Genomic DNA, 21,824 nt, shown 5'->3' on the forward strand with positions numbered 1-21,824 from the left:
TTATCAGGAGACGTTTGTCATGATTGAAGAACGGCAGATTGATGCGTTCATCGGAGCGACGGTCGAGTCCGGTCTGTCATTGAACGGGCTGGTAATCTTCCAAAATGGCAAAACGACATTTGAGCAATATTGGTGGCCGCATACCGCGGAGACCTTTCATACGCTGCACTCTGCGACCAAATCGTTTGTCGGCACGGCAATTGGCTTCGCAGTCGCTGAAAACCTGGTAAGGCTCGACGACAAGGTGATGGCGTACTTCCCGGAATTTGCGTCGGGCAATACGTCCGAACACCTTGCGGCAATGACGATCGCCGATCTTCTGACAATGCGCAGCGGGCACGAGTTTGGCCTGTCAGGCGGCGAATGGCGCCTTCTGAAGACCAGTTGGATTGCCGAGTTCTTTAAGGCTGCGGTCACCAGACCGCCAGGCCAGTCCTTCATATATTCCAGCGCCAGTTCGCACATTCTCTCGGCCATCGTGCAACGTGCATCAGGAACGAAAGTCCGCGATTTCCTGGAGCCGCGGTTTTTCGGTCCTCTCGGCATTGCGGATCTGGTTTGGGACGACGATCCGGACGGCATTAGCGCCGGGGGAAACGGGTTGAAGCTCAAGCTGACCGATTTCCTGAAATGGGGCATCGTCCATCTGCAGGAAGGTGTCTGGAACGGAAGGCAGGTCGTCCCTGCCACGTGGATTAAAACCGCTACCCGCCCCCATGTTCCGAACATTGCGGCGTCGGTCTTTGACGGCAAGCGATACCAGAGAACGCCGGCGAAGACCGAACTACGGGAAGGCTATGGCTATCATATCTGGTGCGGTCCCTACTCGTCATACTATGCGTCCGGCATGTTTGGCCAGAAATGTATCGTGTTGCCCCGGCAGAATGCGGTTGTGGCGATCAATGCCGCGATGCCAAATGATAGAAACAAGCAGATGCTGCATGCTCTCTTTGGCACGCTTCTCGGGGCCAATAATCAGCGGAGAATCGAACGGATCGGAGGAGCGGCGAGAGCGGTTGCGGCTGATCAGCCTGCCCTGCGCAATCGACCGGGCGATGCTTGGAAACAGATCGAAGGAAACTGGCATCTGGAAGCCAATGTGGACGGTTTGACAGCGCTGAATGTGAAGGTTGAGGAAGACAGGGTCAAAATTACCTTTTCGGACCAAAGGGGAAACAACACGCTCGTCGCGGGGTTCGGCGGCTGGCGCCCAGACAGAACCGGTATTTCGACCGGCGCTTTGCACCACTCCTATCAGGAGGAAGCCGCACTTGTTCGTGCTGCGGCCTATGAACGCCAAGGTAAATTGATCATAGATTGCTACTTCGTTGAGACGCCGTTTCTCGACACTTTTACGTTTTGCGATGGAGATGGGTCCGAACTCTATATCGAGCGCAAGGTGAACATTAACGGCGGGTCGACGTCCCGACCCCTTTATAGAGCCCATAGAGTCGGCTAGCTGCAGTCTACCCGAACTCGTTCAATTGCGGTGCGCCTATGAACTGTCATCCTGGTGTTCGTCGGGCTAGATGTGCTGGCGCTGTTCTGTCAACGATCGGCGCGATTGATGCACGATAAAGATGGCGACGCATCGCGTCGAGTAAACCAGGCAGGTTCTTCCTCTCGATGCAATCGAGCATTTCAAAGTGTTCGGCGGAGCTCATGCGACGATTCTCGTCGGTGGAATAAGGATGACGGCTATAGGGGCGGACGAGTTCGCGCATTTCGTCAATCATTTGTGCAAGAACCGGATTGCCGCAGAGCGCAAAAAAACCTCTGTGAAACTCATCATTTGCTACCTGCGCCTCGATCAAGGACGGCACCTCGATGGCTTGCGCAAACTTGCGGGCAAGCTCATAAAGGCGGACAAGATCATCCATGGTCGCACGATAGTAAACATTCGGGGCCGCGCCCAGCTCAAGAACAAGTCGCGCTTCCCGATGGTGCGCATCTTTTTCCGGATCAGCCAGAGGAAGGCGATAGCCATGATTTTCAATATGCTCGAGCGCTCCAATTGCGGCAAGGGCGGCGAGTGCCTTGCGCACTTCGAAGCGGCTAACGGAGTACCGTCTCTCAAGCTCGTTCAACCGCAGCCATTGGCCATGTTCAAACTCTCCCATCAGGAGGTCTGCACGCATTCTTTTCGCCAGATCGGTTTCCATGTCCGGACGCGATATCCTCATGCCTGGTCTGCGAAGATGCTTGCAGACGAAGGTGCAAAATACAGTTCCACCGGCCCCGCTGGAAGTGGCCGTTCTCCAAATGCCTGCAGCACCTGACCTTCCAACTCGCATTCATAGCTGAAGCGTTCGCCGACATATACGTTGCGACGCAGATGCACTTTCAAAATGTTTGTCTGATTTTGCGCCTGATCAGGCTTCAACCGCTCAGGTCGCAATGCAAGCTTGACCTTTTCTCCGTCAGCAAATTGACGGGCGCTGGAAACTGTTGCGACCTGTTCGCCCGGCAGCACAATGCGGATCTCTTTCTCATGGGAGCCGATGACGGTTGCAGGCAGGAAATTGGAGGAACCGACAAACTCGGCGACGAAAGGCGTAGCGGGGCGCTCGTAGATATCAGCTGGTGACCCGACCTGTTCGATCAACCCATTCTTCATGACGACAATCCGGTCGCTGAGAGACAAGGCTTCCGTCTGGTCATGTGTGACGTAGATGGTGGTCATACCGAGGCGCAGCTGAATATCTTTCAGCCAGACTCGCGCCTGTTCTCTCAAGAGGGCGTCAAGGTTAGAGAGCGGCTCGTCGAGAAGCAGAAGCTGCGGGCGGTAGACAAGCGCTCGCGCAAGACCAACGCGTTGTTGCTGCCCCCCGGAAAGTTGGCCGGGGTAACGCTTCTCAAGGCCGTCAAGTCCAACGAGCGCAAGAGTCTCCTTGATTCGCTTGCGTTGTTCGTCTGTGGGGATCCTTCTGATTTTTAGAGGAAAAGCGAGATTCTGTTCTACCGTCATATGCGGCCACAGCGCATAGGACTGGAAGACGACGCCGAACTGCCGATTCTCGGGTTCGATAAAGATGCCGTCGGTCGGCGATGCCAGAACTTTGTCCTGGAAGAATATCTTGCCCGACGTTGGTGCTTCCAGGCCCGCGATCATGGCAAGGGTCGTTGACTTGCCGCAGCCGCTGGAGCCAAGCAGGGAAATGAACTCCCCTCTCTTGATCGAGAGATCTAGTCCTTTGATGACATCGACATCGCCATAGTTTTTCGTGATGCCGGAAAGCGTAAGCTCAGCCATAGATGCGAACTCCCATGAGCCATCGCGCGATGAGAACGATGATAAGTGTGAAAGCGATCTGCACCGTAGCAAGGGCGCAGGCGACACCGGTGTCGCCATCACCCGCCAGGAGCAGGATAGAGGCACCGATTACCTCGGTGTTAGGGGAAAACAGGAACATGGCGATGGTGTAGGATTTCAGGCTCGCAACGAACATTAGGATGAAGGTGCCTGCCATGGCGGGCTTAAGGAGCGGGATCACGATGCCGGTCGATGTGCGTAACCAATCCGCGCCGCTGACACGGCCTGCCTTGTCAAGCTCTCGACTGACCTGCAACGCTGCCGGTGCGATGACGCCGACGCCGAGCGGAATCATGTTCATCAGATAGGCGACGACGAGAATCCAGATGGAGCTTCTGATCCATCCAAATGGCGGGAAAATCACGGCAGCATAGAAAACACCAAGTCCAACGATCAAGCCAGGAAGTATGCGGGGCAGCATCGCAAGTCCGTCCACCAAAGGAGCATAGCGGAAATTCGATCGTTGACTGACAAGCACCAGGGCAAGGCAGAGAGCTGTTCCTATTGCTGCCGAGAGGATACCAACTTCTATGGTGTTGACGATGGCCTGAAAGAAGCGCGGCTCCTGGAACATCCTCGTAGTATTTGCCGTGGTCAGCACCTTTGAGAGCGGCACCAGCGGTGTCAGGACGACTGTAAAGGCCCTGAGTATGATTCCGCTAACCGGTATGATCAGCGTGACTGCCATATAAATCAGTAGGATAGGGAGGGCTATCCAACGCCAACCACCGAGACTGATACGTTTGGCCCGACCTACCTTGCCCTGGACCGTCGTGAACCTGAACGCATTACGCAAAAGCCGCCATTGAAGGAAGAGCGAAGCACCAACCAACACCATCAGCAGGAAAGCGGCGTTGGCCACCAAACCGTGATTCGGCTGGGGGTTATCGATACCGATGTCGAAAAGGAACGTCGAAAGCACTTCGATGTTGGAGGTTTTGCCCAGAAGCCGGGGAATGGCGAGCATTTCCATTCCGGCAACGAGGTTTAGGACCGCTGAGTATATGATCGCAGGCGTCATCAACGGCAATGTGATCGACCAGAGAACGCGGAGGCGACCGGCACCCACGGTACGTGCCGCATCCTCAAGGCTTGCGCTTGCTCCACCAGCGGTCCCGTACAGGCAGTACATATAGACAAGAGGTGCCTGGGCGATTCCCGCCATGACCGACATGCCACTCATGGAGTATAGATTCCATTGGGGCAGTCCGATGTGCTGCGCCCAAGTTGTCACAAATCCACCTGGGGCGTACATGGTTAACCATCCGATGCACAAGATCAGATGCGACAGATATAGCGGCACCATGAAGAGGTCGCCGATGAAGCCGCGCATCGGCAGGTCGGTCCGCCCTACGAGGATGGCGGTGAAGACGCCGACCACAAGGCCAACGGTAGTCGATGCGAGGGCAAAAATGATGGTGTTCCACGTCGCCGACCACAAGGCCGTCGAACCGAAAAATTCTCGCACGTTTACAAGTGTGAAGTGCCAATTGCTGTCGTAAAGCGGTGCAGACGCGAAGGCCTGCACCAGCATCGGCAAGAGAGGCGTCAGGACGAGAACCGCCAGGATGATCACTACGAGCCATTGGACGCCCTTGCTCCTCAAGAAGGCAATCCCCTTGCTTTGCGGATTGCCAGCCTGGGCGGGAACTGTGCTTGAAGCGTCGGTTGCCATGGTTTCTCCTCCGTTCGATCTCTGTCATCAGCCAAAGGATTACTGCCCCATCGCCTTGGCCCACCGCTTGGTGAAGTCATCAAAGCCCGTCAGCATGTTGCGGTCGTAATTGATGAGGATGATGTTCTTCTCACCGATCTGCTTGCCCAACTGCTCAAGGGAGCCAAATCTCAGCTGGTCAGACGGAAGCCCGTCGCGATAAGGCATGAAGCCGGCCTTCGACACCGCGATCTGCCCTTCGGGAGAAAGTATGTAGTCGAGCAGCAGCTTGGCAGAATTCATGTTCCTTGCCTTGCCGGTAATCGCCATGCCGCGCATAAAAACCGGAGTGCCGTCGCTCATATATTTCCAGGAAATGACCTGATCGAGGCCGGTTTCCATTTTCGGCATCACCACGGGACCGGAGAGGAAATAAACTGCGGTATATTCGCCGCGCGCGAGCTTTTCGATCATCGGACCACTGCCATCACCCGCCTTGACGCTCGGGCCGATCGCGTCGAGCCACTGCCAGGCCTTGTCTCCATGCTGGCGTACGAACGCCCAGTTGATCGAGCCACCAAACCCATCAACACCATAGCTGCCCACCTTGCCTTTGAAGAGATGAGGATGTTCGCTGATAACCTTGGCAAACCCTTCGAAGCTGTCAGGCTGCTGATCATCGCTCAAGAGCAGCTTGCTGTATCCTAAGACCATCGGATCGGTGGAAAAAGTATAGATGCCACGGAAAGGTTTGCTCCAGTCCGGCAGGCTCGCGTCCTCGCTCGACTTGTAGTCGGCAGCGAGCTTCTTATCCGCAAAACGTATCCAGTCACTGATCGAACCGGTCACGATGAAGTCGGCCGAAGCGTTTCCAGTTCCCGTTTCGGCTTCATAGCGGCTGATCGGCTCACTCGCACCGAGGTTCAACGTTTCGATCTTGATCCATGGATAGAGCTTGTTAAACCCCGCAACAATGGGGTCCCAATTGTCCGTTCCCATGTTGGAATAGACCAGTAGCCGGTTTTCGGCTTTTGACCCCTCAACGACCTCTGCCGCAGGCGCTGCAACTGCGGTCTGGCCGCCAATCACTGCCGCCACTACAGACAGCGCAGCAATAGCTAGTTTCAATTTTCTCATCGAAATCCTCCCTTGGATGAGTTCTGATATCAGGTTGTCATTTGATTTGCGCAAATATGAGAGAACGTCAAGCACTTAAATACGAGAGCTGGCGATCATCATGTTGAATTACGAAGTAAGTAATTGTTTTTTGGGTTATGATGCAGAAAATAATTTGCGCAAACTATTCAAGGCTCTCTTGCCGGGCTAAAGTTGGAGGGGTATGTCAAGCCAAGAATGAAAGAAGGAGGTGCCTCTCTATGAACCAAAGCTTCAACGGTCCGGTGCACGCCAAGACGGTGATCTCTCCCTATGATCAGGGCTTTACAGTCCACCAAGCCTGTAAGGCCGACCCGCGGTTCAGTTATTCACTATATGTCCCCAAGTCAGCTTTTGATGAGGGGTCCAAGCCTCTGTTGCTGGTTTCAATACATGGAACGGGGCGGCAGTTCGAAACTACCTTGCGTTCGCTGAGTGAATTCGGCCGCTGGAACAACTGCATCATTATGTGTCCGCTTTTCCCAGCCGGGGTGCGTGGAGACCGGAACCTCCACGGCTACAAATACATAATCGAAGAGGACATTCGATACGATCTCGTCCTTTTGTCGATGGTGAGTGAAGTCGCCGAATGCTATGGCGTTGAGCTTTCGAAGTTTATGCTATGCGGATTTTCGGGAGGAGGTCACTTCGTCCATCGCTTTTTGTTTCTTCATCCCGACCGTTTATCCGCGTGTTCGATCGGAGCGCCGGGTTCGGTGACACTGATTGATCCTGACAAGCCTTGGTGGATTGGAACAAAGGACATGGCTTCGATTTTCGGCATTTCGCTGAATTTGGAAATGCTGAGGTCAGTGCCGGTCCATATGGCGGTGGGGTCGGTCGACCTGGAGACCTGGGAAATTTTTCATCGTCCTGGTTCTCGATACTTCATGGAAGGAGCAAACGACGCTGGTCGCACCCGTCCGGAACGAACAGCGACGCTCAAATTATCGCTTGAAGCAGCAGGTATTTCTTGTGAATTGGAGGTGATGGAAGGGGCGGCGCATGATGAAAGGCGATACGTCGACCGTATTCAGGATTTTTTTGCGCAAATTATTCGGCAATTGCCACGACCGCTAGTAGAAATCGCCGCTGATCTTCGCACCGCCGATGACGACGTTGAGACGGATTCCTCTGCTCCCACGGACATAGATGTTTAAAAGCCCCATATAGATCACTTCATTGTCTCTGCCGCTTCAATGGAAATTATGCGCCTACTTGTCGTTGTGGCATGCACGATGGACTGACAGGGTCGACGATCTTGTGGCTGTCATTCTCGACGCCTGCAGCCGTAAGGTTGTGGGATATGCTTTTTCGAGACGTCTCGATACGCCACTAGCGTTAGCGGCGGCGGACTCGGCAATCGAGAACAGGAAACCTCCACCGGGCTGTATCCATCATGCCGACCCGGATGCCAATACGCAAGCGATACCTACCGACGGGCGCTCGACACCGCTGTCGTGGCGGCTGTCGATCACGATGGAGGCGGACTTCTGCATCGAAGCGGTCGAGGAAGCGCTTGCTCGTTACGGAAAGCTCGACATCTTCAACACCGATCAGGGATCGCAGTTCACCTCAATCGACTTCACCGCCGTGCTGAAGAGAGCTGAGATCGCCATCTCGATGGATGGCAAAGGCGCGTGGCGAGACAATGTCTTTGTCGAGCGGCTCTGGCGGTCGGTCAAATACGAGGAGGTTAATCTCCACGCCTACAAAAGCGTGTCGGAGGCCCGCGCTGGGATCGGTTGATATCTGAACTTTTACAACAACCGACGCCCACATTCATCCCTTGACCGGCAGACGCCGGATCAGACCTACTTCAACCGCTGACGCCGATGATGGCGACAGCATGATCGAGGCGGAAATCCACTTAGCAAACAGCCCGAAACTGTTCAGACAAACCGAGCCACCTCTCCCCGCAGGTCAATGCCTATGAAATCACCTGATCTTGCGCAGGTGATGAAGAAAGTGGCTTGCCAGTCGCCGGTACGCTCCACGACCGGTACGTATTCAGGCGTCGAAATTTTTGACATGGACCGCCGAAGTAGGAAAGTGCGCTTCCTCAAGCGCGTTGCGTTTGAATCGAAGCGAACTTCCCTAGTCCGTCTCGGAGTATCCCCTTTATAGCTTGATTCATCGATCCGGCACTGTCGCAGGTTGATGCTCATCCAGTCACTTGACTGAACCGAACCAGCCTCGGACGATCGCCGACCAACTATCATCTGCACCGGATCAATAGTTCTTGTTTATAAACAGCATTATGCCGGGTGCTTGGTTTTGGCGGACACCGACGGGGCTTGAGAGACAACGATCTTCACGACGCCCTTTCCACTTGAGCTTTCGGCAAGTGCCCTAGTGGCAGGGTGGTGGGAAGAAAGAGCCTCGGTGATCGTGAGCGGAAGGGAAGTTGACGCCGTTGAAACTTCTCCTCTGTTTGCTGGATTGGATTCTTCGACGTTGACCCAAAGCGGCACGGAGAGATGCCCTCGAAGTTGTGTGTTGCCATTGGCGTCGTCTCCCTTGCCGTCAATTTTAACGCTGCACCATTGTAGTACGGATCCAACAATGCCGTTTGCGGACGAAATATCGATCCAATTGTGTTTTTGGCCACCAATCGTCTCGCTGTATGAGGCGTCCTTGAAGCCGGCCCCGAATTTGCTGAACGTTAGGCCAGACTCCAGCTGAATGCGAGCCACCGCCCGCCCGCTGAGATGAGTATAGTCCTTATGGACTTCCTCGACTGAATAATCGACATAGACTTGGATTTCTTGCGCATTGGCAGCGGGGGCTGGCGTCGCGGTCTTGACCTTGACCCGGGTTTGCCGGCCGGACTTGGTATTGACATCTTCGTCGCCTGGACCGTCGCTGTACATCGTATCGATGAAAATATCGGCTTGGGCGAAATAGAACATCGTTTTCATGGCGTCCTCCTTAAGTGCCAATCGCGGCCAACGGACAAGGTCCACGCCGCCGGGTGAGCTTAGGCAAAGATGCCTGGCAGGAGTAACCGGCAAATGCCGGTAATCTTTGCAGAAAACGACCAAAGCAAAACGCTATAATAATGCAACCAGAAAAATCTTGCTTGCGTTTCAGTTCGTTAGGAGGAAGTCACGTTGAGATGTGAGCTCAGCTCTGGAAATACGCTTAGACACATTGAGCAGGAGTAAGGATTTAAGCTCAAGTCGCGACTGAAGCCACGTCGCGCAAGAGTTGACGGAGATCGCTCTGCCGGTGGCACCCTGTCTTGGCAAATATGTCCTCGAGATATGAACGGACTGTCTTTCGCGCTAAGCCGCTTTCCAACGCGGCTGCCTCAATCGTTTTGCCGCGGCTGAGAAGCGAGGCGATGCGTGCCTCTGCGGGTGTGAGATCGAAGAGGGCAATCAGCAGGCTAGAATTTGCTGCTTGCGGCTGGGAACCCACTTTGGTGGCAATGACCAGAACATCACCGCGCGCAAGAATCTCGTGGGCAGAACGTCTGAGAGGAAGAACGTGGATGACCGCCGGCATCGTCTCCTCTGTCGCACGCATCCCAATGGAGCGGACCACTGAAGAAACATTGCCAACGTGTGCCACGGCTCGCTGAAAAAGGGTGTCCGATGCTGAAACTTTCAGATGAACTCTATCCATGGCGCCGGCAATGAAAATTTGATCGCCATCGGAAAAGAGATTGTTTGCAGCTAAGACCTTTCCAGACGAAGACAATACGGCGGCAGGTAGATTGAGCAATTCCAGTGCCTGTGCCGCGGCTTGAGCCCTCTCCAGACGCAGGCGCGCAGTGATGAGAGCGGAACGGGAAAAATGCGGCAGAAGGTTTGCAAACTCATTTGCTGCTTCTGGCGCGAAGCGACCGTCAATACGACGTCGCTCGAAGCTGATAAAGGCGACTTCATCCGTTGGCATAAAAATCGGCGCGAACAATTGGTCATGCAAGCCCACTGATTCGAAAACTTGCGCGGTGGGATCAGCCTGCCAGGCATCCTCCGAGAGCATATCGGTCGTACAGATCACACCCGTTTGGAAGGCCGGCCTACCGGCGCGGGCCACTCTCTGCATAACGCTGTCTTGCCAAAAGCCTGAATCTATCCAACGGCGAAGAGCGTCTCTGGAAAAATCGGTCGCTTTAAATCTCGGAGCTTCGTCGAGATCAGTGAAAACGATGAGTTCGCCTGATATGGAAGCAAGCCGCCTGCCTGCGAATTCAAGAGCCTGCGGCCAGAGGTCCGAGTTGACCGCCGCTTCGTAGATCAGGTCAAAATTTGTTGAGGTTTCAGTCATGACGAGATGCCTGCTGCAAAAACAACAATAGACGACTAACCCATCAAGCGATATGAGCGCATACGCTCGGCCTGACGTTTTCCATACCGTACATGACGGTCAGGATGAGAACAGAATGATGAGTTTGAATTCACTGAATTCTTCGCTAAAAGAATCTTTAGTATGCCGACGTTTCATGCCGCTCTCACGAGTACGCTATCGACGTATCTCCGGTTGAGCAAGAGGCACCGTTCAATGCTTGCGGTTTTGATCGCAGGGCTAGCCCACTCCCGCACGGCGAATCTGTCCCATCTGGCCAATCATTATTTCTGTCAGACAAACCCCTAATCTTCGGCCAGAATTTTCTTCAATCCCTTGGAGAGTTTCTGGTTTCGATCTAGCCTCACGCTGCCGTTCCCTACGGTAACGAAGGCTAGGAAAATTGACCCGGACGACTACGAACGCGCGACAGAGCACCATCGCTGCGGGCAGTCATCGAATACGGGTGGTGAGCGATAGATGGGAGGGGGCCGAAAGTTCAAGACCATTCTGATCCTCCCTTGTCCGAACAGTCAAACCGAGACATGCATCGCAAATGCCGCAACCGTCGTCATCCATCGGTTGGTCCGTCCGCTCGCAGCAGAGGCAAACGGCAGAGCAGCGCGAGCCGGTTGCTCTTTTCGCCGGGGTGATGATTTCGATCCCATCATCCGACGCGATATTCTCGAAAAACTGTCGCATTGCGTTTCTCCGCAGGCTCCCATGCCTGAAGATGGGAGCGGCCGGCCGCTTTGCAATGGCGAGCGTTCGCGAGGTGGCGTTTCGATGCTGCACGGATGGACTCGGCGTATTGCCCATGCTTTCTTTTCGGTCGGAGGGGCTTATATGGCGTATGAATGGGATCCCCGGCGCGCGCGGCGCGCCCGCATCATCAGGTATGCAACGGCGTTGGCGATCAGCGCGTTGGCCTTAACGGTGCCTGTCGCAGTTCTGCTGGCCGCCGCACCCGACTGAGATCGGCATCACAGGCAACGAGCGATGGCAGAGAACGATCCATTTGAGCTTTCCCGCTTCGTGTGGGCGCAGGATTTTGTATTCGTTACGGTCCTTGCCGAGCTGAGGGCAGGACGCAAGGAAACCCATTGGATGTGGTTCGTCTTTCCGCAGTTGCGTGCACTCGGCAGATCTCCGACTGCGAGCTTCTACGGTATCGGCTCCATTGAGGAGGCTCGGGCCTATCTCCAGCATCCCATGCTTGCTGAACGATTGGCCTGCTCGGTCGATGCGGTGCTCGGGGTATCCGACCGTACCGCCCACGAGATATTCGGGTCGCCGGACGATCTGAAATTCCGCTCGTCCATGACCCTGTTCAATGAAGCTGCCGGCGCGGCGGAGGAAAAGTTTCGGCTCGCCCTTCAGCGGCGAACCGGATCGACGCACCCTTGAATTGCTCGGGCGGCGGCATCGATAACCGCCGCCCTTGACCCGCGCCCATCAGATCGCGCGAACGTTTTCCGCCTTCGACTTGCCGGTCTTGCGGTCCTGACCGAGGTCGTAGCTGACCTTCGAGCCATCGCGCAGCGGTCCGCCCGAGATGACGCCCGAGACATGGACGAAGACATCCTGCCCGCCGTCGTCGGGCGTGATGAACCCGAAACCCTTGTCCTGATTGAAAAACTTGACTGTACCCGTTGCCATGAAGATCCTCGTAAGTGAGCGGCATTGCGCCAGCGGCGAGCATACTTGCCAGGTGCGGCTGTCGCAACCAGACATCGTGGTGAGCGCTTGGGAACAAGGATCGTTCACGTGGGGTTTTCTTCTCGTCGTCGCCGAATTTCGACGGCGTTGTCAACGTGAGATGGATCGAGGTCGATGATGACGGCTGACAAGCTCTCAACCTACAAGAAGAAGCGGGATTTCAAGCAGACCCAGGAACCGAGCGGATCGACGGAGGTCAAGCCGTCGAACCGGCTGCGCTTTATCATTCAGAAACACGATGCCACGCGGCTGCATTACGATCTCCGGCTCGAACTCGACGGAGTTTTCAAAAGCTGGGCGGTGACAAAAGGCCCTTCACTCGATCCGGGCGACAAGCGGCTTGCCGTTGAGGTGGAGGATCATCCGCTCGACTATGGCGATTTCGAAGGTACGATCCCGAAAGGCCAATATGGCGGCGGCACGGTGATGCTGTGGGACCGAGGCTATTGGGAGCCGGAGGGCAGCAAGTCGCCGGAAGAGGCGCTCAAAAAGGGCGACTTCAAATTCGTGTTGCACGGCAAGCGTCTGCACGGAAGCTTCGTGCTCGTTCGGATGCGTCACAACCGCGACGGCGGCAAGCGCACCAACTGGCTGCTGATCAAGCATCATGACGACCATTCCGTCGAGGAGAACGGCGCGGCCATCCTCGATGAGAACCTGACCTCCGTCGCATCGGGCCGGACCATGGAACAGATCGCCGCCGGCAAGGGCCGAAAGCCAAAACCGTTTATGATGGCAAGTGGCGATGTCGGGGCCGATGCCGTCTGGGATAGCAAGACCGGACTTGCGGCTGACGAGCGCAAGAAAAATCGATCCAGCAAAAAGGTGGCGACGTCAACGGTTGCGGACCTTCCAGATTTCATCGCGCCGCAGCTCTGCGAAACACTCGACCGTCCGCCCGCCGGCGAGAATTGGCTGCACGAGATCAAGTTCGATGGCTATCGTATCCAGATGCGGGTTGCTGACGGAAAGGTCACGCTGAAGACGCGCAAGAGCTTGGACTGGACGGCCAAATATCCCGAGATCGCGGACGTTGCCACATCGCTTCCGGACTGCATCATGGACGGCGAGATCTGCGCCCTCGATGACAATGGCGCGCCGGATTTTGCTGCACTTCAAGCGGCGCTGTCGGAGAAGAACACCGGTAACCTCGTCTATTTCGCATTCGACCTGCTGTTCGACGGCGGCGAGGATCTGCGGGAGAAGCCTTTGGCCGAGCGGAAATTGCGGCTACAGGATCTCTTGGCCGATGCCACAGACGACCCCCATCTGCGGTTCGTCGAGCATTTCGAAACCGGCGGCGACGCCGTGCTGCGCTCTGCCTGCAAGCTCTCCCTGGAGGGCATCGTCTCAAAACAGGCCGACGCACCGTATCGATCTGGCCGCACCGAGACCTGGGCGAAATCGAAATGCCGTGCCGGCCATGAAGTCGTGATCGGCGGCTATGCCAAGACGAACGGCAAATTCCGCTCGCTGCTGGTCGGCGTCAACCGCGGCGACCACTTCGTCTATGTCGGCCGCGTTGGCATGGGCTATGGCGCCAAGAAGGTCGAGACACTGCTGCCGAAGCTGAAAGCGGTCGGAACGGAAAATTGCCCCTTCACCGGAATCGGCGCGCCAAAGAAGGAGAGGGAGGTTGTTTGGCTGAAGCCGGAGCTCGTCGCCGAGATCGAGTTCGCCGGTTGGACTGCTGATGGGCTGGTCCGCCAGGCAGCTTTCAAGGGCCTGCGGGAGGATAAGCCGGCGGCTGAGGTCGAGGCTGAGAAGCCGGCTTCGCCCGCAAAGACCGAGACGCCGGAGCCCGCGCCCGCGGCGATGGCAAAACCCAGCCGCTGCAAGGGCGCGAAAGCTGACGTGATGGGCGTGCTCCTCTCCAATCCGGACAAGCCGCTCTGGCCGGATGCCGGCGATGGCGAGCCCGTCACCAAGGAGGATCTTGCCCGCTATCATGAGGCAGTCGGCTCGTGGCTCATCGACCATGTGAAGGGCCGGCCGTGTTCGATCATCCGCGCGCCCGACGGCATTGGTGGCGAGCAGTTTTTCCAGCGTCATGCCGTGCCCGGCACGTCGAGCCTGCTACAGCTGGTCAAGGTCTTTGGTGACAAGAAGCCTTACCTGCAGGTCGATCGTGTCGAAGGACTAATCGCCATCGCCCAGATCGGCGGGATCGAACTACATCCCTGGAACTACGAGCCCGGCCAGCCCGAAGTACCGGGCCGTCTCGTCTTCGACCTCGATCCCGGCCCGGATGTCGAGTTCTCCGCTGTGGTCGCCGCAGCGCGCGAGATGCGCGATCGGCTCGACGATCTCGGCCTTATCAGCTTCTGCAAGACCACCGGCGGCAAGGGACTGCATGTCGTAACGCCGCTCGCCGTCAACAAGCGCAAGCCGCTGTCTTGGGCCGAGGCCAAGGGCTTTGCCCATGACGTTTGCCAGGAAATGGCCCGCGACAATCCAAACCTCTACCTGATCAAGATGACGAAGAGCCCGCGCGGCGGGCGAATTTTCCTCGATTATTTGCGCAACGATCGCATGGCGACCGCCGTGGCGCCGCTGTCGCCGCGGGCTCGGCCGGGGGCCACCGTATCGATGCCGCTGACCTGGACGCAGGTCAAGCCCGACCTCGATCCGAAACGCTTCACTGTCCGGACTGTGCCGGCGCTGCTGGCGAAAACGACGGCCTGGAAGGACTATTGCGATGGGCAGCGTCCGCTGGAGCAGGCGATCAAGCGGCTCGGTAAGCAGAAGGCCGCAGCATGAGCGCGAGACAGGGCAGGGGACTGAGAGGGGGCGTGAAGCATGACATTCCGATCCAGCACTTGATGCGTCTTCGCCGGATCCGCGGGCTGGCCAGGTTGATGGACACGGCCTTGCGAATTCCGGGCACGCGTATCTCGTTCGGCGCGGACGCGGTGTTCGGGCTGATCCCTGGCATCGGCGACTTCGGCGCCGCCGCGGTCAGCCTCTTCATCGTCAACGAGGCGCGTCGTCTCGGCGTGCCGAAGGAGACGCTCTTCAAGATGCTGATGAATGTGGGCTTCGATACGGTAGCGGGAAGTGTCCCGGTCGTCGGCGACGTCTTTGACGTCTATTTCAAGTCCAATCGCCGAAATCTCCAGCTCGTTCTCGATCACTTCGGCCTGGACCATGCCGATCTCGACCGCAGGGCATGATCATTGGCTCTGGGAAATCGCGGCCATATGGAACACCGCGGCGTTATCCTGGATCTCTCGCAGCCTCTTGTAGGAGGCGTGCCGCAGATTTCCGTCATCCGTCCAGCCACGAAACTCAATCTCTGCGATGAGCGTCGGTTGCGCGAACACGTAATTCTTCCCCATGAGCGGCACGACCGGCTTTTTGGTTCTCGGCTTGTCGAGCGTCTAACGTGGGCCGTGATTCAGTTCGGGCCAAAGGGGGTACTTTCACCCCATCCTTCGGTTCCATCTTGTGTTATAATTCGAACGATCATGGCGTCGAAACTGGTATACTCACGTCCGCCAGATAGTTTGTAGAAACCGCCGGCATATGGAAGATCGACCTGGAAACGTCGATCTGTTTGATCTTCAATTCTTTCATTTCAACGACCATTGTTCAAGGGACGACAAGGACCAGCTTGCCGCTGACGGTCTTGGACAGGAAATCTTTCTGTGCTTGCACGATCTGGCGGGGCGGATAGGTTCGGCCGACATTGGGCTTGATCTCTCCGCGCTCCACGTAAGAGACTAGGTTTTCGACAACGACGTCGTCCTGGAATGTGCAGCCGAGGAATGTAAGATCCTTGAAGTAGAGTGTACGGACGTCTAGTTCGACGACCTAAAGGTTGGCATTTTTGTTGCGGGCAAATGCGAGAAACCCATCTAGGATATCATCGGCGACATACCGGAATTGTGGGACCAAGGAGCGGCGCAAGCGCTTCAACAGCGACCAGATTGGTTACGTCCATATCGAGAGCTGCGAATTGCGCCGGAAGCTAGTCATGTTCCTCGCCATCGACCGGGTTTCGACGTTCACCCATGTCGAGTTCCACGACTGCGCTGGAAAGATGGAAGGCGCAGCTTTCCTTCGCAACGCGGTGGAGGTTTTCCCTTATAAGATCTATACCATGCTGACAGACAACAGCATGGCCTTCGCCGACCTACTCGAAAGCCGCGCCGGGGCACCAGCCGCGCCAACGGCATCGAGCATCGGCATTATCTTCAATCGTTTGTGCTCGGTAGATTGAAGACCTGCTGAAAATAGCGTCGGAAGGCACGCATAGGCTGGCTGAATTCGACATTGGCGCGCCAGGCCAACCCTACATCCATGGGGGGGACCGGGTCCTGGATGTTTACGGTCTCGATCCGTCGACCCTCGAGCGACCAGGGGCGATGCACCATGTCTGACAAAATAGCAACGCCGAGTCCATTCGCCACCATCGATCTCACTGCTTCGATCGAGCTGGTCCGCAAGAGCACCTTCGGCTGATAGGAGCTTCCGCTCCAGTATCGCAGTGACGAATGAGCTGCTTCATCCACCGTCAGCATGATGTACGGCTCTTCGGCTATTTCACGTAGACCTATCCCGTCCCGTCGCTGCAAGTCGTGGCCGGCCGGAAGCCAGAGGCGCCTGACCGAACTCAGCAGCGTTTCGGTTATCAGCATCGGATTGAGGATGTTCGATGTCAGCAATACCGAGATGTCGTAGCGATTGGTCAATAGGCCTTCTTCGATCGACTCGCGATTGACCTCGTAGAGCTGGATTTTTAGCTTCGGATAGAGACGGTGGATGCGCTCGATGTGAAGCGGCAGGAAATAGCCGATGACGGTGTACGTGGCGGCGACCACAAGCTCACCTTCGATATCGCTGCTGACGAGATTGAGATGGGTCGCCTCGTCGACCTTGGTCAGAATCTCATAGGCGTGAGACAGGAATTGTCGTCCGGCCGTCGTCAGTTCCATCCCTTGCGGCGTGCGGTTGAACAGCGAGACCCCGACCGTCAATTCGAGATCCTTGATCGCCGCAGTGACGGCCGATTGTGAGATCGACAGGCTGACGGCCGCATGCGAGATCTGCCCATATTCGGCCGTTGCGACGAAGTAGCGAAGCTGTCGTAGGCTCAAGCTCATGATGTCTTCTCATCCATTTATCTGAAAACTGCTGTACTGAATCAGATTGAGCAGGCTTAAAACGAGCGTATTTTCGATCTAATTTTGTGCGGTATCGCTATCATATTGATAACTGAATATAATTCATGACGCCTTTTTGAGCGCTGATATCAATTTATCAGATAATGAAACTTTGAAAATTGTATTTTTCAAGCGGCATCTTTCTCTCTAGCGTCTTCACATCGCTCCCGATCGGAGCGCACATATCTGAGGAAATGCATGAAGGAAGCTGTCGACATCAACTGCGACATGGGGGAGGCCTTCGGCCGCTGGCGGATCGGCGATGCGCATGACGAGGAGCTCATCTCACTTATCAGCTCGGCCAATATTGCCGCCGGCTTTCACGCAGGCGATCCCAATCTGATGGACGAGACCGTGCGGATGGCGGCCGCCCATGGCGTCGGTATCGGCGCCCATCCCGGCTATAACGATCTCCAGGGTTTCGGGCGCCGCAAGATCAACGGCACCAGCCGCGAGATCGTCAACGATCTGATCTACCAGGTCGGTGCGCTGCGCGAGTTCGCCAGGCGCCACGGCGTGCCCGTGCAGCATGTCAAGCCGCATGGCGCTCTCTACATGGAACTGGCGGCAAACGCCGATCTCTCGCAGATATTCATCCAATATATGCGCACCGTGGCGCCGAACATGTTCGTCTTCTGCATGGATGGTTCGGCCACCTGCCTTGCCGCTGAGGAAGCGGGCCAGCCTGTCGTGCGCGAGTTCTATGCCGATCGCGACTATGGCGATACGGGCTGGATCGTCTTTACCCGGGATGCCGGTCGCCCCGATCCGAAAGCGATCGCCCGCAAGGTCGTGAGAGCCTGTATCGAGGGCGTCGTTCGCACCGTCAACGGCGCGGATATTCCGATCGCCTTCGATTCCATCTGCTTTCATTCCGATACCTTGGGTGCGCTCGCCATCGTGCGCCACATGCGCGAAGCCCTCATTGCCGAGGGTATCAGGATTGCACCCGTTTCACAGATTTTGAACAGCGACGCAGCGCGGAGGTCCCATGAGCAAGCTTGAGATCAGATCACCCCTTCCGGGAACCTTCTACAGAGCCTCCTCTCCGGACGTTCCGCCCTTCAAGGCCGAGGGAGATGCGGTCGCCGCGAGCGATACCATCGGCCTTATCGAGGTCATGAAAACCTTCCAGCAGATTCCCGCCGGGCTCGATGGCAGGAACATCACCTTCCTGGTCGACAATGAAGAGCCTGTCATGGCCGGGCAAGTCATCGCGGAGGTGGACCCATGACGATCCGCTCGGTTCTGGTCGCCAATCGCGGCGAGATCGCCGTCAGGATCATCAGGGCGGCAAAGGCGCTCGGCATTCGCACGGTGCAGGTCCATAGCGCCGCAGATGCCGACATGCTGGCGGTGAAGCTGGCCGACGAGGCGATCAATATCGGCTCGCCGGCCCCCAAGAAATCCTATCTGAACATCGAAGCCATCATCGCTGCTGCGCGGGCGGCCGGCGTCGATGCCGTCCATCCGGGCTATGGATTCCTTTCCGAGAACGGAGATTTCGCCGATGCCGTCGAGGCGGCGGGCATGATCTTCATCGGGCCAAGCGGCGAGGCCATCCGATTGCTCGGCGACAAGGTCGCCGCCCGCGAGATCGCGAAACGGGCCGGCGTTCCGACAGTGCCGGGAAGTGACGGTCGCGTGGCGGATATCGCCGCCGCCGAGGCGATTGCCGGGCGCACCGGTTTTCCGGTGATGATCAAGGCTGCGGCCGGCGGCGGTGGACGCGGCATTCGCATCGTGCAGTCGCTGGCCGAACTCAGAGAGCAGTTCCCGCTCGCATCGGCGGAGGCCGCAGCCGCTTTCGGCGATGGCGGCCTTTACATGGAGAAGGTCATCACGCGCGCCCGCCATATCGAGGTGCAGATTTTCGGCGACGGACGGAATTTCGTGCATTGCTTCGAGCGCGAATGCTCGCTGCAGCGCCGCCGTCAGAAGGTTTGGGAAGAGGCGCAGGCTTTTCTTCTTCCGGATGAGGTGCGGCAACGCCTCTGCGCCAGCGCCGTCGCCCTTGCCGCCGAAGTCGGCTATCGCGGCGCGGGCACGGTCGAGTATCTCTACGATGAGGATAACAGGCAGTTCTACTTCATCGAAGTGAATACCCGCATCCAGGTTGAACATCCGGTGACCGAGATGATTACCGGCATCGATCTGGTGCAGGAAATGCTGAAAGTGGCCGGCGGTGCTCCCTTGTCGCTGTCGCAGTCCGATATCCGGACGCGTGGTCATGCGATTGAGTGCCGGATCAATGCCGAAGACCCGGCCAGGGGCTTTCTGCCGGCGCCCGGCACCGTGACGCGGCTTTCGATTCCCGAAGGCGAGGGCATCCGTTTCGATACGATGCTTTATGCCGGCTATACCGTGCCACCCTTTTATGACTCCCTGCTTGGCAAGCTGATCGTCTGGGCCGAGGATCGCAATGCCTGCCTCGACAGGCTGGCCGGCGCTCTTTCCAATCTGACGATTGAAGGCTTGCCGACGACGATCCCCCTGCACCTGGCGCTTGCCCGCGATCCATCAGTGCGCAAGGGCGCATTCCACACGCGTTTTCTCGAATCCTGGCTGGAGGCCGGTCTTGCCGCGGTTACCGGCATATCGGCGGAGGTTGCCTGATGCCTGCTCGCTTTACATTCGGAGGTGACGAGCATCTCTTCGTCGAATGCAGCGACGAGATGTCCCTCGAAGCCTTCTTCAAAAGCCTGTCGATGGCGAAGGGGGTGCGCGAGAGCGCCATCAGGGGCGTCACCGAAATCTGCCCTGCCAATGCCTCCTTCCAGATCAAGTTCGATCCGGATCTGATCAAACCGGACGATCTCTTGCGCGAGGTCAAGGCAATCGAGGGCGCCGCCGAAAAGGCCGAGCCTGTCATCACCACCCGCATCGTTGAAATCCCGGTCTTCTACAATGACCCCTGGACGCACGAGACGCTGATGCGCTTCCGCGAACGGCATCAGGAGCCCGCCGGCACGGATCTCGACTACGCCACCAGGATCAACGGCTATGGAGCAGCCGAGGATTTCATCTCGGCCCATGCCGGATCGCCCTGGTTCGTATCGATGGTCGGCTTCGTCGCCGGGCTGCCGTTCATGTATCAGATGGTGGAGCGGCAGCGGCAGATCGAGGTGCCGAAATATCTGCGCCCGCGCACCGATACGCCGCGGTTGACTGTGGGACATGGCGGCTGCTTCGGCTGCATCTATTCGGTGCGCGGGGCGGGCGGCTATCAGATGTTCGGCATCACGCCGATGCCGATCTTCGATCCCACGCAGTCCACCAGCTATCTGCGTGACTTCATGGTGTTTTTCCGCCCGGGCGACATCGTGAAATTCCGGCCGATCGATCGCGACGGCTACGACCAGGCGGTCGAGGATGTCGACAAGGGCCGCTTCGCTCCGCCGATCCGCGAGGTCAGTTTCGATCTCCGGCAGTATCAGGCCGATATCGACGGCTACAACGCCAAGCTGGAGGGTGCGCTGCATGGCCATTAAGGTTCTTCATCACGGCCTTTCCACCACCATTCAGGATCTCGGACGGCCTGGCTATTTCCATCTCGGCATTCCCGTTGGCGGCGCCATGGATCGCTACGCCATGCGGGCGGCAAACCTCCTTGTCGGCAATGACGAAGGTGCAGCCGGGCTTGAGGCCGTCTTCATGGGCCCCAAGCTCGAGTTTCTCGATGATGCGTTGATCGCAGTCACCGGCGCGGACATGCCCGTCAGGATTGACGGCGAGCTGCAGCCGGGGTGGACGGCGCTGAAGGTCAAGGCAGGGCAAACCGTAAGCTTCGACTTTCTGAAGGCCGGCGCGCGGATCTGCATTGCGGTGTCCGGCGGCATCGATGTTCCCGAAGCGTTGGGCAGCCGATCGACCTATGTCATCGGCGCGCTTGGCGGTCTTAATGGCCGGGCGATCGCTGCGGGCGATGAGCTTCCCGTCGGCTCCGGTTCCATGACGAATGTGGGGCTGTCCGTTGCCGAGGAGCTGCGCCGCAAACCGGGCATGCCGGCGGAGCTCAGGGTCTTGCCGGGGCTCTACTGGGATCGGCTGACCGAGGAGACGAAGAGCAACTTCTTTGCCGACCAATGGAAAGTGGCACCGGAAGCCGATCGCATGGGCTATCGTTTCCGCGGTGGTCGCAAGCTGGAATTCGTCGAGCGCAGGCAGCCCTTCGGCGCCGGCTCCGATCCGTCGAATATCGTCGACAGCTGCTATCCCTATGGCTCCATTCAGGTGCCGGGCGGAACCGAGCCGATCATCCTGCACCGCGATGCCGTCTCCGGCGGCGGCTATTTCATGCTGGGAACGGTGATCTCGGCCGACATGGATCTGATCGCGCAACTGCAGCCGCATACGCCGACGCAGTTCGTGCAGGTAACCATGGAGCAGGCATTGGCGGCGCGCGCGGACCGGCAGGCGCTGCTTGCGCGCCTTCGCGCGGCTCTGACTTAGAGGGTCAAGCGGATGGCCGCCTCTTCGATCCCCTGCTTCCGGCATAGATGGAATAGGGCAAGGATTGCCT

Annotated in this window: 18 protein-coding genes and 5 pseudogenes; 12 read left to right on the forward strand and 11 right to left on the reverse strand. The window is 57.3% G+C overall.

From position 1 onward, the window contains the following. Positions 1–19 precede the first annotated feature (19 nt). The gene (locus tag ACJJVH_RS19735; RefSeq protein ID WP_113452345.1) at positions 20–1,459 is read left to right on the forward strand and encodes a serine hydrolase domain-containing protein; all 1,440 of its coding nucleotides are present in this window, start codon (positions 20–22) and stop codon (positions 1,457–1,459) included. Between the two features lie 46 nt (positions 1,460–1,505). Here ACJJVH_RS19735 and ACJJVH_RS19740 read toward each other — a convergent pair whose 3' ends face one another. Genes ACJJVH_RS19740 through ACJJVH_RS19755 form a run of 4 tightly spaced genes read right to left on the reverse strand, consistent with a single transcriptional unit; the run spans position 1,506 to position 6,104 of the window. Continuing rightward, a complete protein-coding gene (locus tag ACJJVH_RS19740) occupies positions 1,506–2,162 on the reverse strand; it encodes a GntR family transcriptional regulator (RefSeq protein ID WP_412065862.1) in 657 nt (218 codons plus the stop codon). A gap of 17 nt (positions 2,163–2,179) precedes the next feature. After that, positions 2,180–3,253, reverse strand: coding sequence for an ABC transporter ATP-binding protein (locus tag ACJJVH_RS19745; protein WP_412065863.1), 1,074 nt, complete (start codon positions 3,251–3,253; stop codon positions 2,180–2,182). Next, on the reverse strand, positions 3,246–4,988 hold the full coding sequence (locus tag ACJJVH_RS19750) for an ABC transporter permease (protein WP_412065864.1): 1,743 nt from the start codon (positions 4,986–4,988) through the stop codon (positions 3,246–3,248). Before ACJJVH_RS19750 ends, ACJJVH_RS19745 begins: the two co-directional genes overlap by 8 nt. A gap of 39 nt (positions 4,989–5,027) precedes the next feature. Then, the gene (locus tag ACJJVH_RS19755; protein ID WP_412065865.1) at positions 5,028–6,104 is read right to left on the reverse strand and encodes an ABC transporter substrate-binding protein; all 1,077 of its coding nucleotides are present in this window, start codon (positions 6,102–6,104) and stop codon (positions 5,028–5,030) included. 239 nt (positions 6,105–6,343) lie between these two features. Between ACJJVH_RS19755 and ACJJVH_RS19760 the strand changes: the two genes are divergently transcribed. Next, complete coding sequence (locus ACJJVH_RS19760; RefSeq protein ID WP_412065866.1) at positions 6,344–7,282, forward strand: alpha/beta hydrolase; 939 nt, start codon at positions 6,344–6,346, stop codon at positions 7,280–7,282. A gap of 295 nt (positions 7,283–7,577) precedes the next feature. After that, a pseudogene (locus ACJJVH_RS19765) lies at positions 7,578–7,975 on the forward strand (transposase); the annotation flags it as partial. Between the two features lie 405 nt (positions 7,976–8,380). On the opposite strand, the gene ACJJVH_RS19770 reads toward ACJJVH_RS19765, so the two are convergent. Then, the gene (locus tag ACJJVH_RS19770; RefSeq protein WP_113452334.1) at positions 8,381–9,043 is read right to left on the reverse strand and encodes a hypothetical protein; all 663 of its coding nucleotides are present in this window, start codon (positions 9,041–9,043) and stop codon (positions 8,381–8,383) included. Between the two features lie 256 nt (positions 9,044–9,299). After that, positions 9,300–10,400 carry a helix-turn-helix transcriptional regulator gene (locus ACJJVH_RS19775; protein WP_412065867.1) on the reverse strand — a complete coding sequence of 367 codons (1,101 nt, stop codon included), beginning with the start codon at positions 10,398–10,400 and terminating at the stop codon, positions 9,300–9,302. A gap of 1,017 nt (positions 10,401–11,417) precedes the next feature. Here ACJJVH_RS19775 and ACJJVH_RS19780 point away from each other — a divergent pair. Further along, positions 11,418–11,825 carry a DUF1810 domain-containing protein gene (locus ACJJVH_RS19780; RefSeq protein ID WP_412065868.1) on the forward strand — a complete coding sequence of 136 codons (408 nt, stop codon included), beginning with the start codon at positions 11,418–11,420 and terminating at the stop codon, positions 11,823–11,825. 48 nt (positions 11,826–11,873) lie between these two features. Here ACJJVH_RS19780 and ACJJVH_RS19785 read toward each other — a convergent pair whose 3' ends face one another. Continuing rightward, complete coding sequence (locus tag ACJJVH_RS19785; RefSeq protein ID WP_112803963.1) at positions 11,874–12,077, reverse strand: cold-shock protein; 204 nt, start codon at positions 12,075–12,077, stop codon at positions 11,874–11,876. A gap of 177 nt (positions 12,078–12,254) precedes the next feature. On the opposite strand from ACJJVH_RS19785, the gene ligD reads away from it, so the two are divergent. After that, positions 12,255–14,897 (forward strand): DNA ligase D, encoded by a 2,643-nt coding sequence (ligD, locus tag ACJJVH_RS19790; protein ID WP_412066239.1) that lies wholly within the window; start codon positions 12,255–12,257, stop codon positions 14,895–14,897. Beyond that, positions 14,894–15,310 carry a DUF4112 domain-containing protein gene (locus tag ACJJVH_RS19795; RefSeq protein WP_412065869.1) on the forward strand — a complete coding sequence of 139 codons (417 nt, stop codon included), beginning with the start codon at positions 14,894–14,896 and terminating at the stop codon, positions 15,308–15,310. The genes ligD and ACJJVH_RS19795 overlap by 4 nt, the downstream gene beginning before the upstream one ends. Here ACJJVH_RS19795 and ACJJVH_RS19800 read toward each other — a convergent pair. From ACJJVH_RS19800 to ACJJVH_RS19810, 3 pseudogenes are all read right to left on the reverse strand, one after another. Next, positions 15,311–15,517 (reverse strand): annotated as a pseudogene (locus ACJJVH_RS19800) (ATP-dependent DNA ligase); the annotation flags it as partial. It abuts the gene before it with no gap. A gap of 26 nt (positions 15,518–15,543) precedes the next feature. After that, a pseudogene (locus tag ACJJVH_RS19805) lies at positions 15,544–15,713 on the reverse strand (mandelate racemase); the annotation flags it as partial. A 15-nt stretch (positions 15,714–15,728) separates the two neighbouring features. Next, positions 15,729–15,950: pseudogene (locus tag ACJJVH_RS19810) on the reverse strand (alcohol dehydrogenase); the annotation flags it as partial. Positions 15,951–16,041: 91 nt separating this feature from the next. Between ACJJVH_RS19810 and ACJJVH_RS19815 the strand changes: the two are divergent. Beyond that, a pseudogene (locus ACJJVH_RS19815) lies at positions 16,042–16,347 on the forward strand (IS481 family transposase); the annotation flags it as partial. Here ACJJVH_RS19815 and ACJJVH_RS19820 read toward each other — a convergent pair. Then, the gene (locus tag ACJJVH_RS19820) at positions 16,334–17,242 is read right to left on the reverse strand and encodes a LysR family transcriptional regulator (RefSeq protein WP_412065870.1); all 909 of its coding nucleotides are present in this window, start codon (positions 17,240–17,242) and stop codon (positions 16,334–16,336) included. The pseudogene ACJJVH_RS19815 and the gene ACJJVH_RS19820 overlap by 14 nt on opposite strands. A gap of 258 nt (positions 17,243–17,500) precedes the next feature. Between ACJJVH_RS19820 and ACJJVH_RS19825 the strand changes: the two genes are divergently transcribed. The 5 genes from ACJJVH_RS19825 to ACJJVH_RS19845 are packed head-to-tail and all read left to right on the forward strand — an operon-like array spanning position 17,501 to position 21,754. Further along, the gene (locus tag ACJJVH_RS19825) at positions 17,501–18,307 is read left to right on the forward strand and encodes a 5-oxoprolinase subunit PxpA (RefSeq protein ID WP_412065871.1); all 807 of its coding nucleotides are present in this window, start codon (positions 17,501–17,503) and stop codon (positions 18,305–18,307) included. Beyond that, positions 18,294–18,536: an acetyl-CoA carboxylase gene (locus tag ACJJVH_RS19830; RefSeq protein ID WP_412065872.1), complete on the forward strand. Its 243-nt coding sequence runs from the start codon at positions 18,294–18,296 to the stop codon at positions 18,534–18,536. Before ACJJVH_RS19825 ends, ACJJVH_RS19830 begins: the two co-directional genes overlap by 14 nt. After that, positions 18,533–19,918, forward strand: coding sequence for an acetyl-CoA carboxylase biotin carboxylase subunit (locus tag ACJJVH_RS19835; RefSeq protein WP_412065873.1), 1,386 nt, complete (start codon positions 18,533–18,535; stop codon positions 19,916–19,918). The genes ACJJVH_RS19830 and ACJJVH_RS19835 overlap by 4 nt, the downstream gene beginning before the upstream one ends. Continuing rightward, entirely contained in the window at positions 19,918–20,793 is an 876-nt protein-coding gene (locus ACJJVH_RS19840) for a 5-oxoprolinase subunit B family protein (protein ID WP_412065874.1), read from the forward strand. Before ACJJVH_RS19835 ends, ACJJVH_RS19840 begins: the two co-directional genes overlap by 1 nt. Then, positions 20,783–21,754 (forward strand): biotin-dependent carboxyltransferase family protein, encoded by a 972-nt coding sequence (locus ACJJVH_RS19845; RefSeq protein ID WP_412065875.1) that lies wholly within the window; start codon positions 20,783–20,785, stop codon positions 21,752–21,754. Before ACJJVH_RS19840 ends, ACJJVH_RS19845 begins: the two co-directional genes overlap by 11 nt. Positions 21,755–21,824: the final 70 nt, after the last annotated feature.

Origin of the sequence: Rhizobium sp. SYY.PMSO (assembly GCF_046840415.1) — a bacterium.
Taxonomy (GTDB): domain Bacteria; phylum Pseudomonadota; class Alphaproteobacteria; order Rhizobiales; family Rhizobiaceae; genus Rhizobium.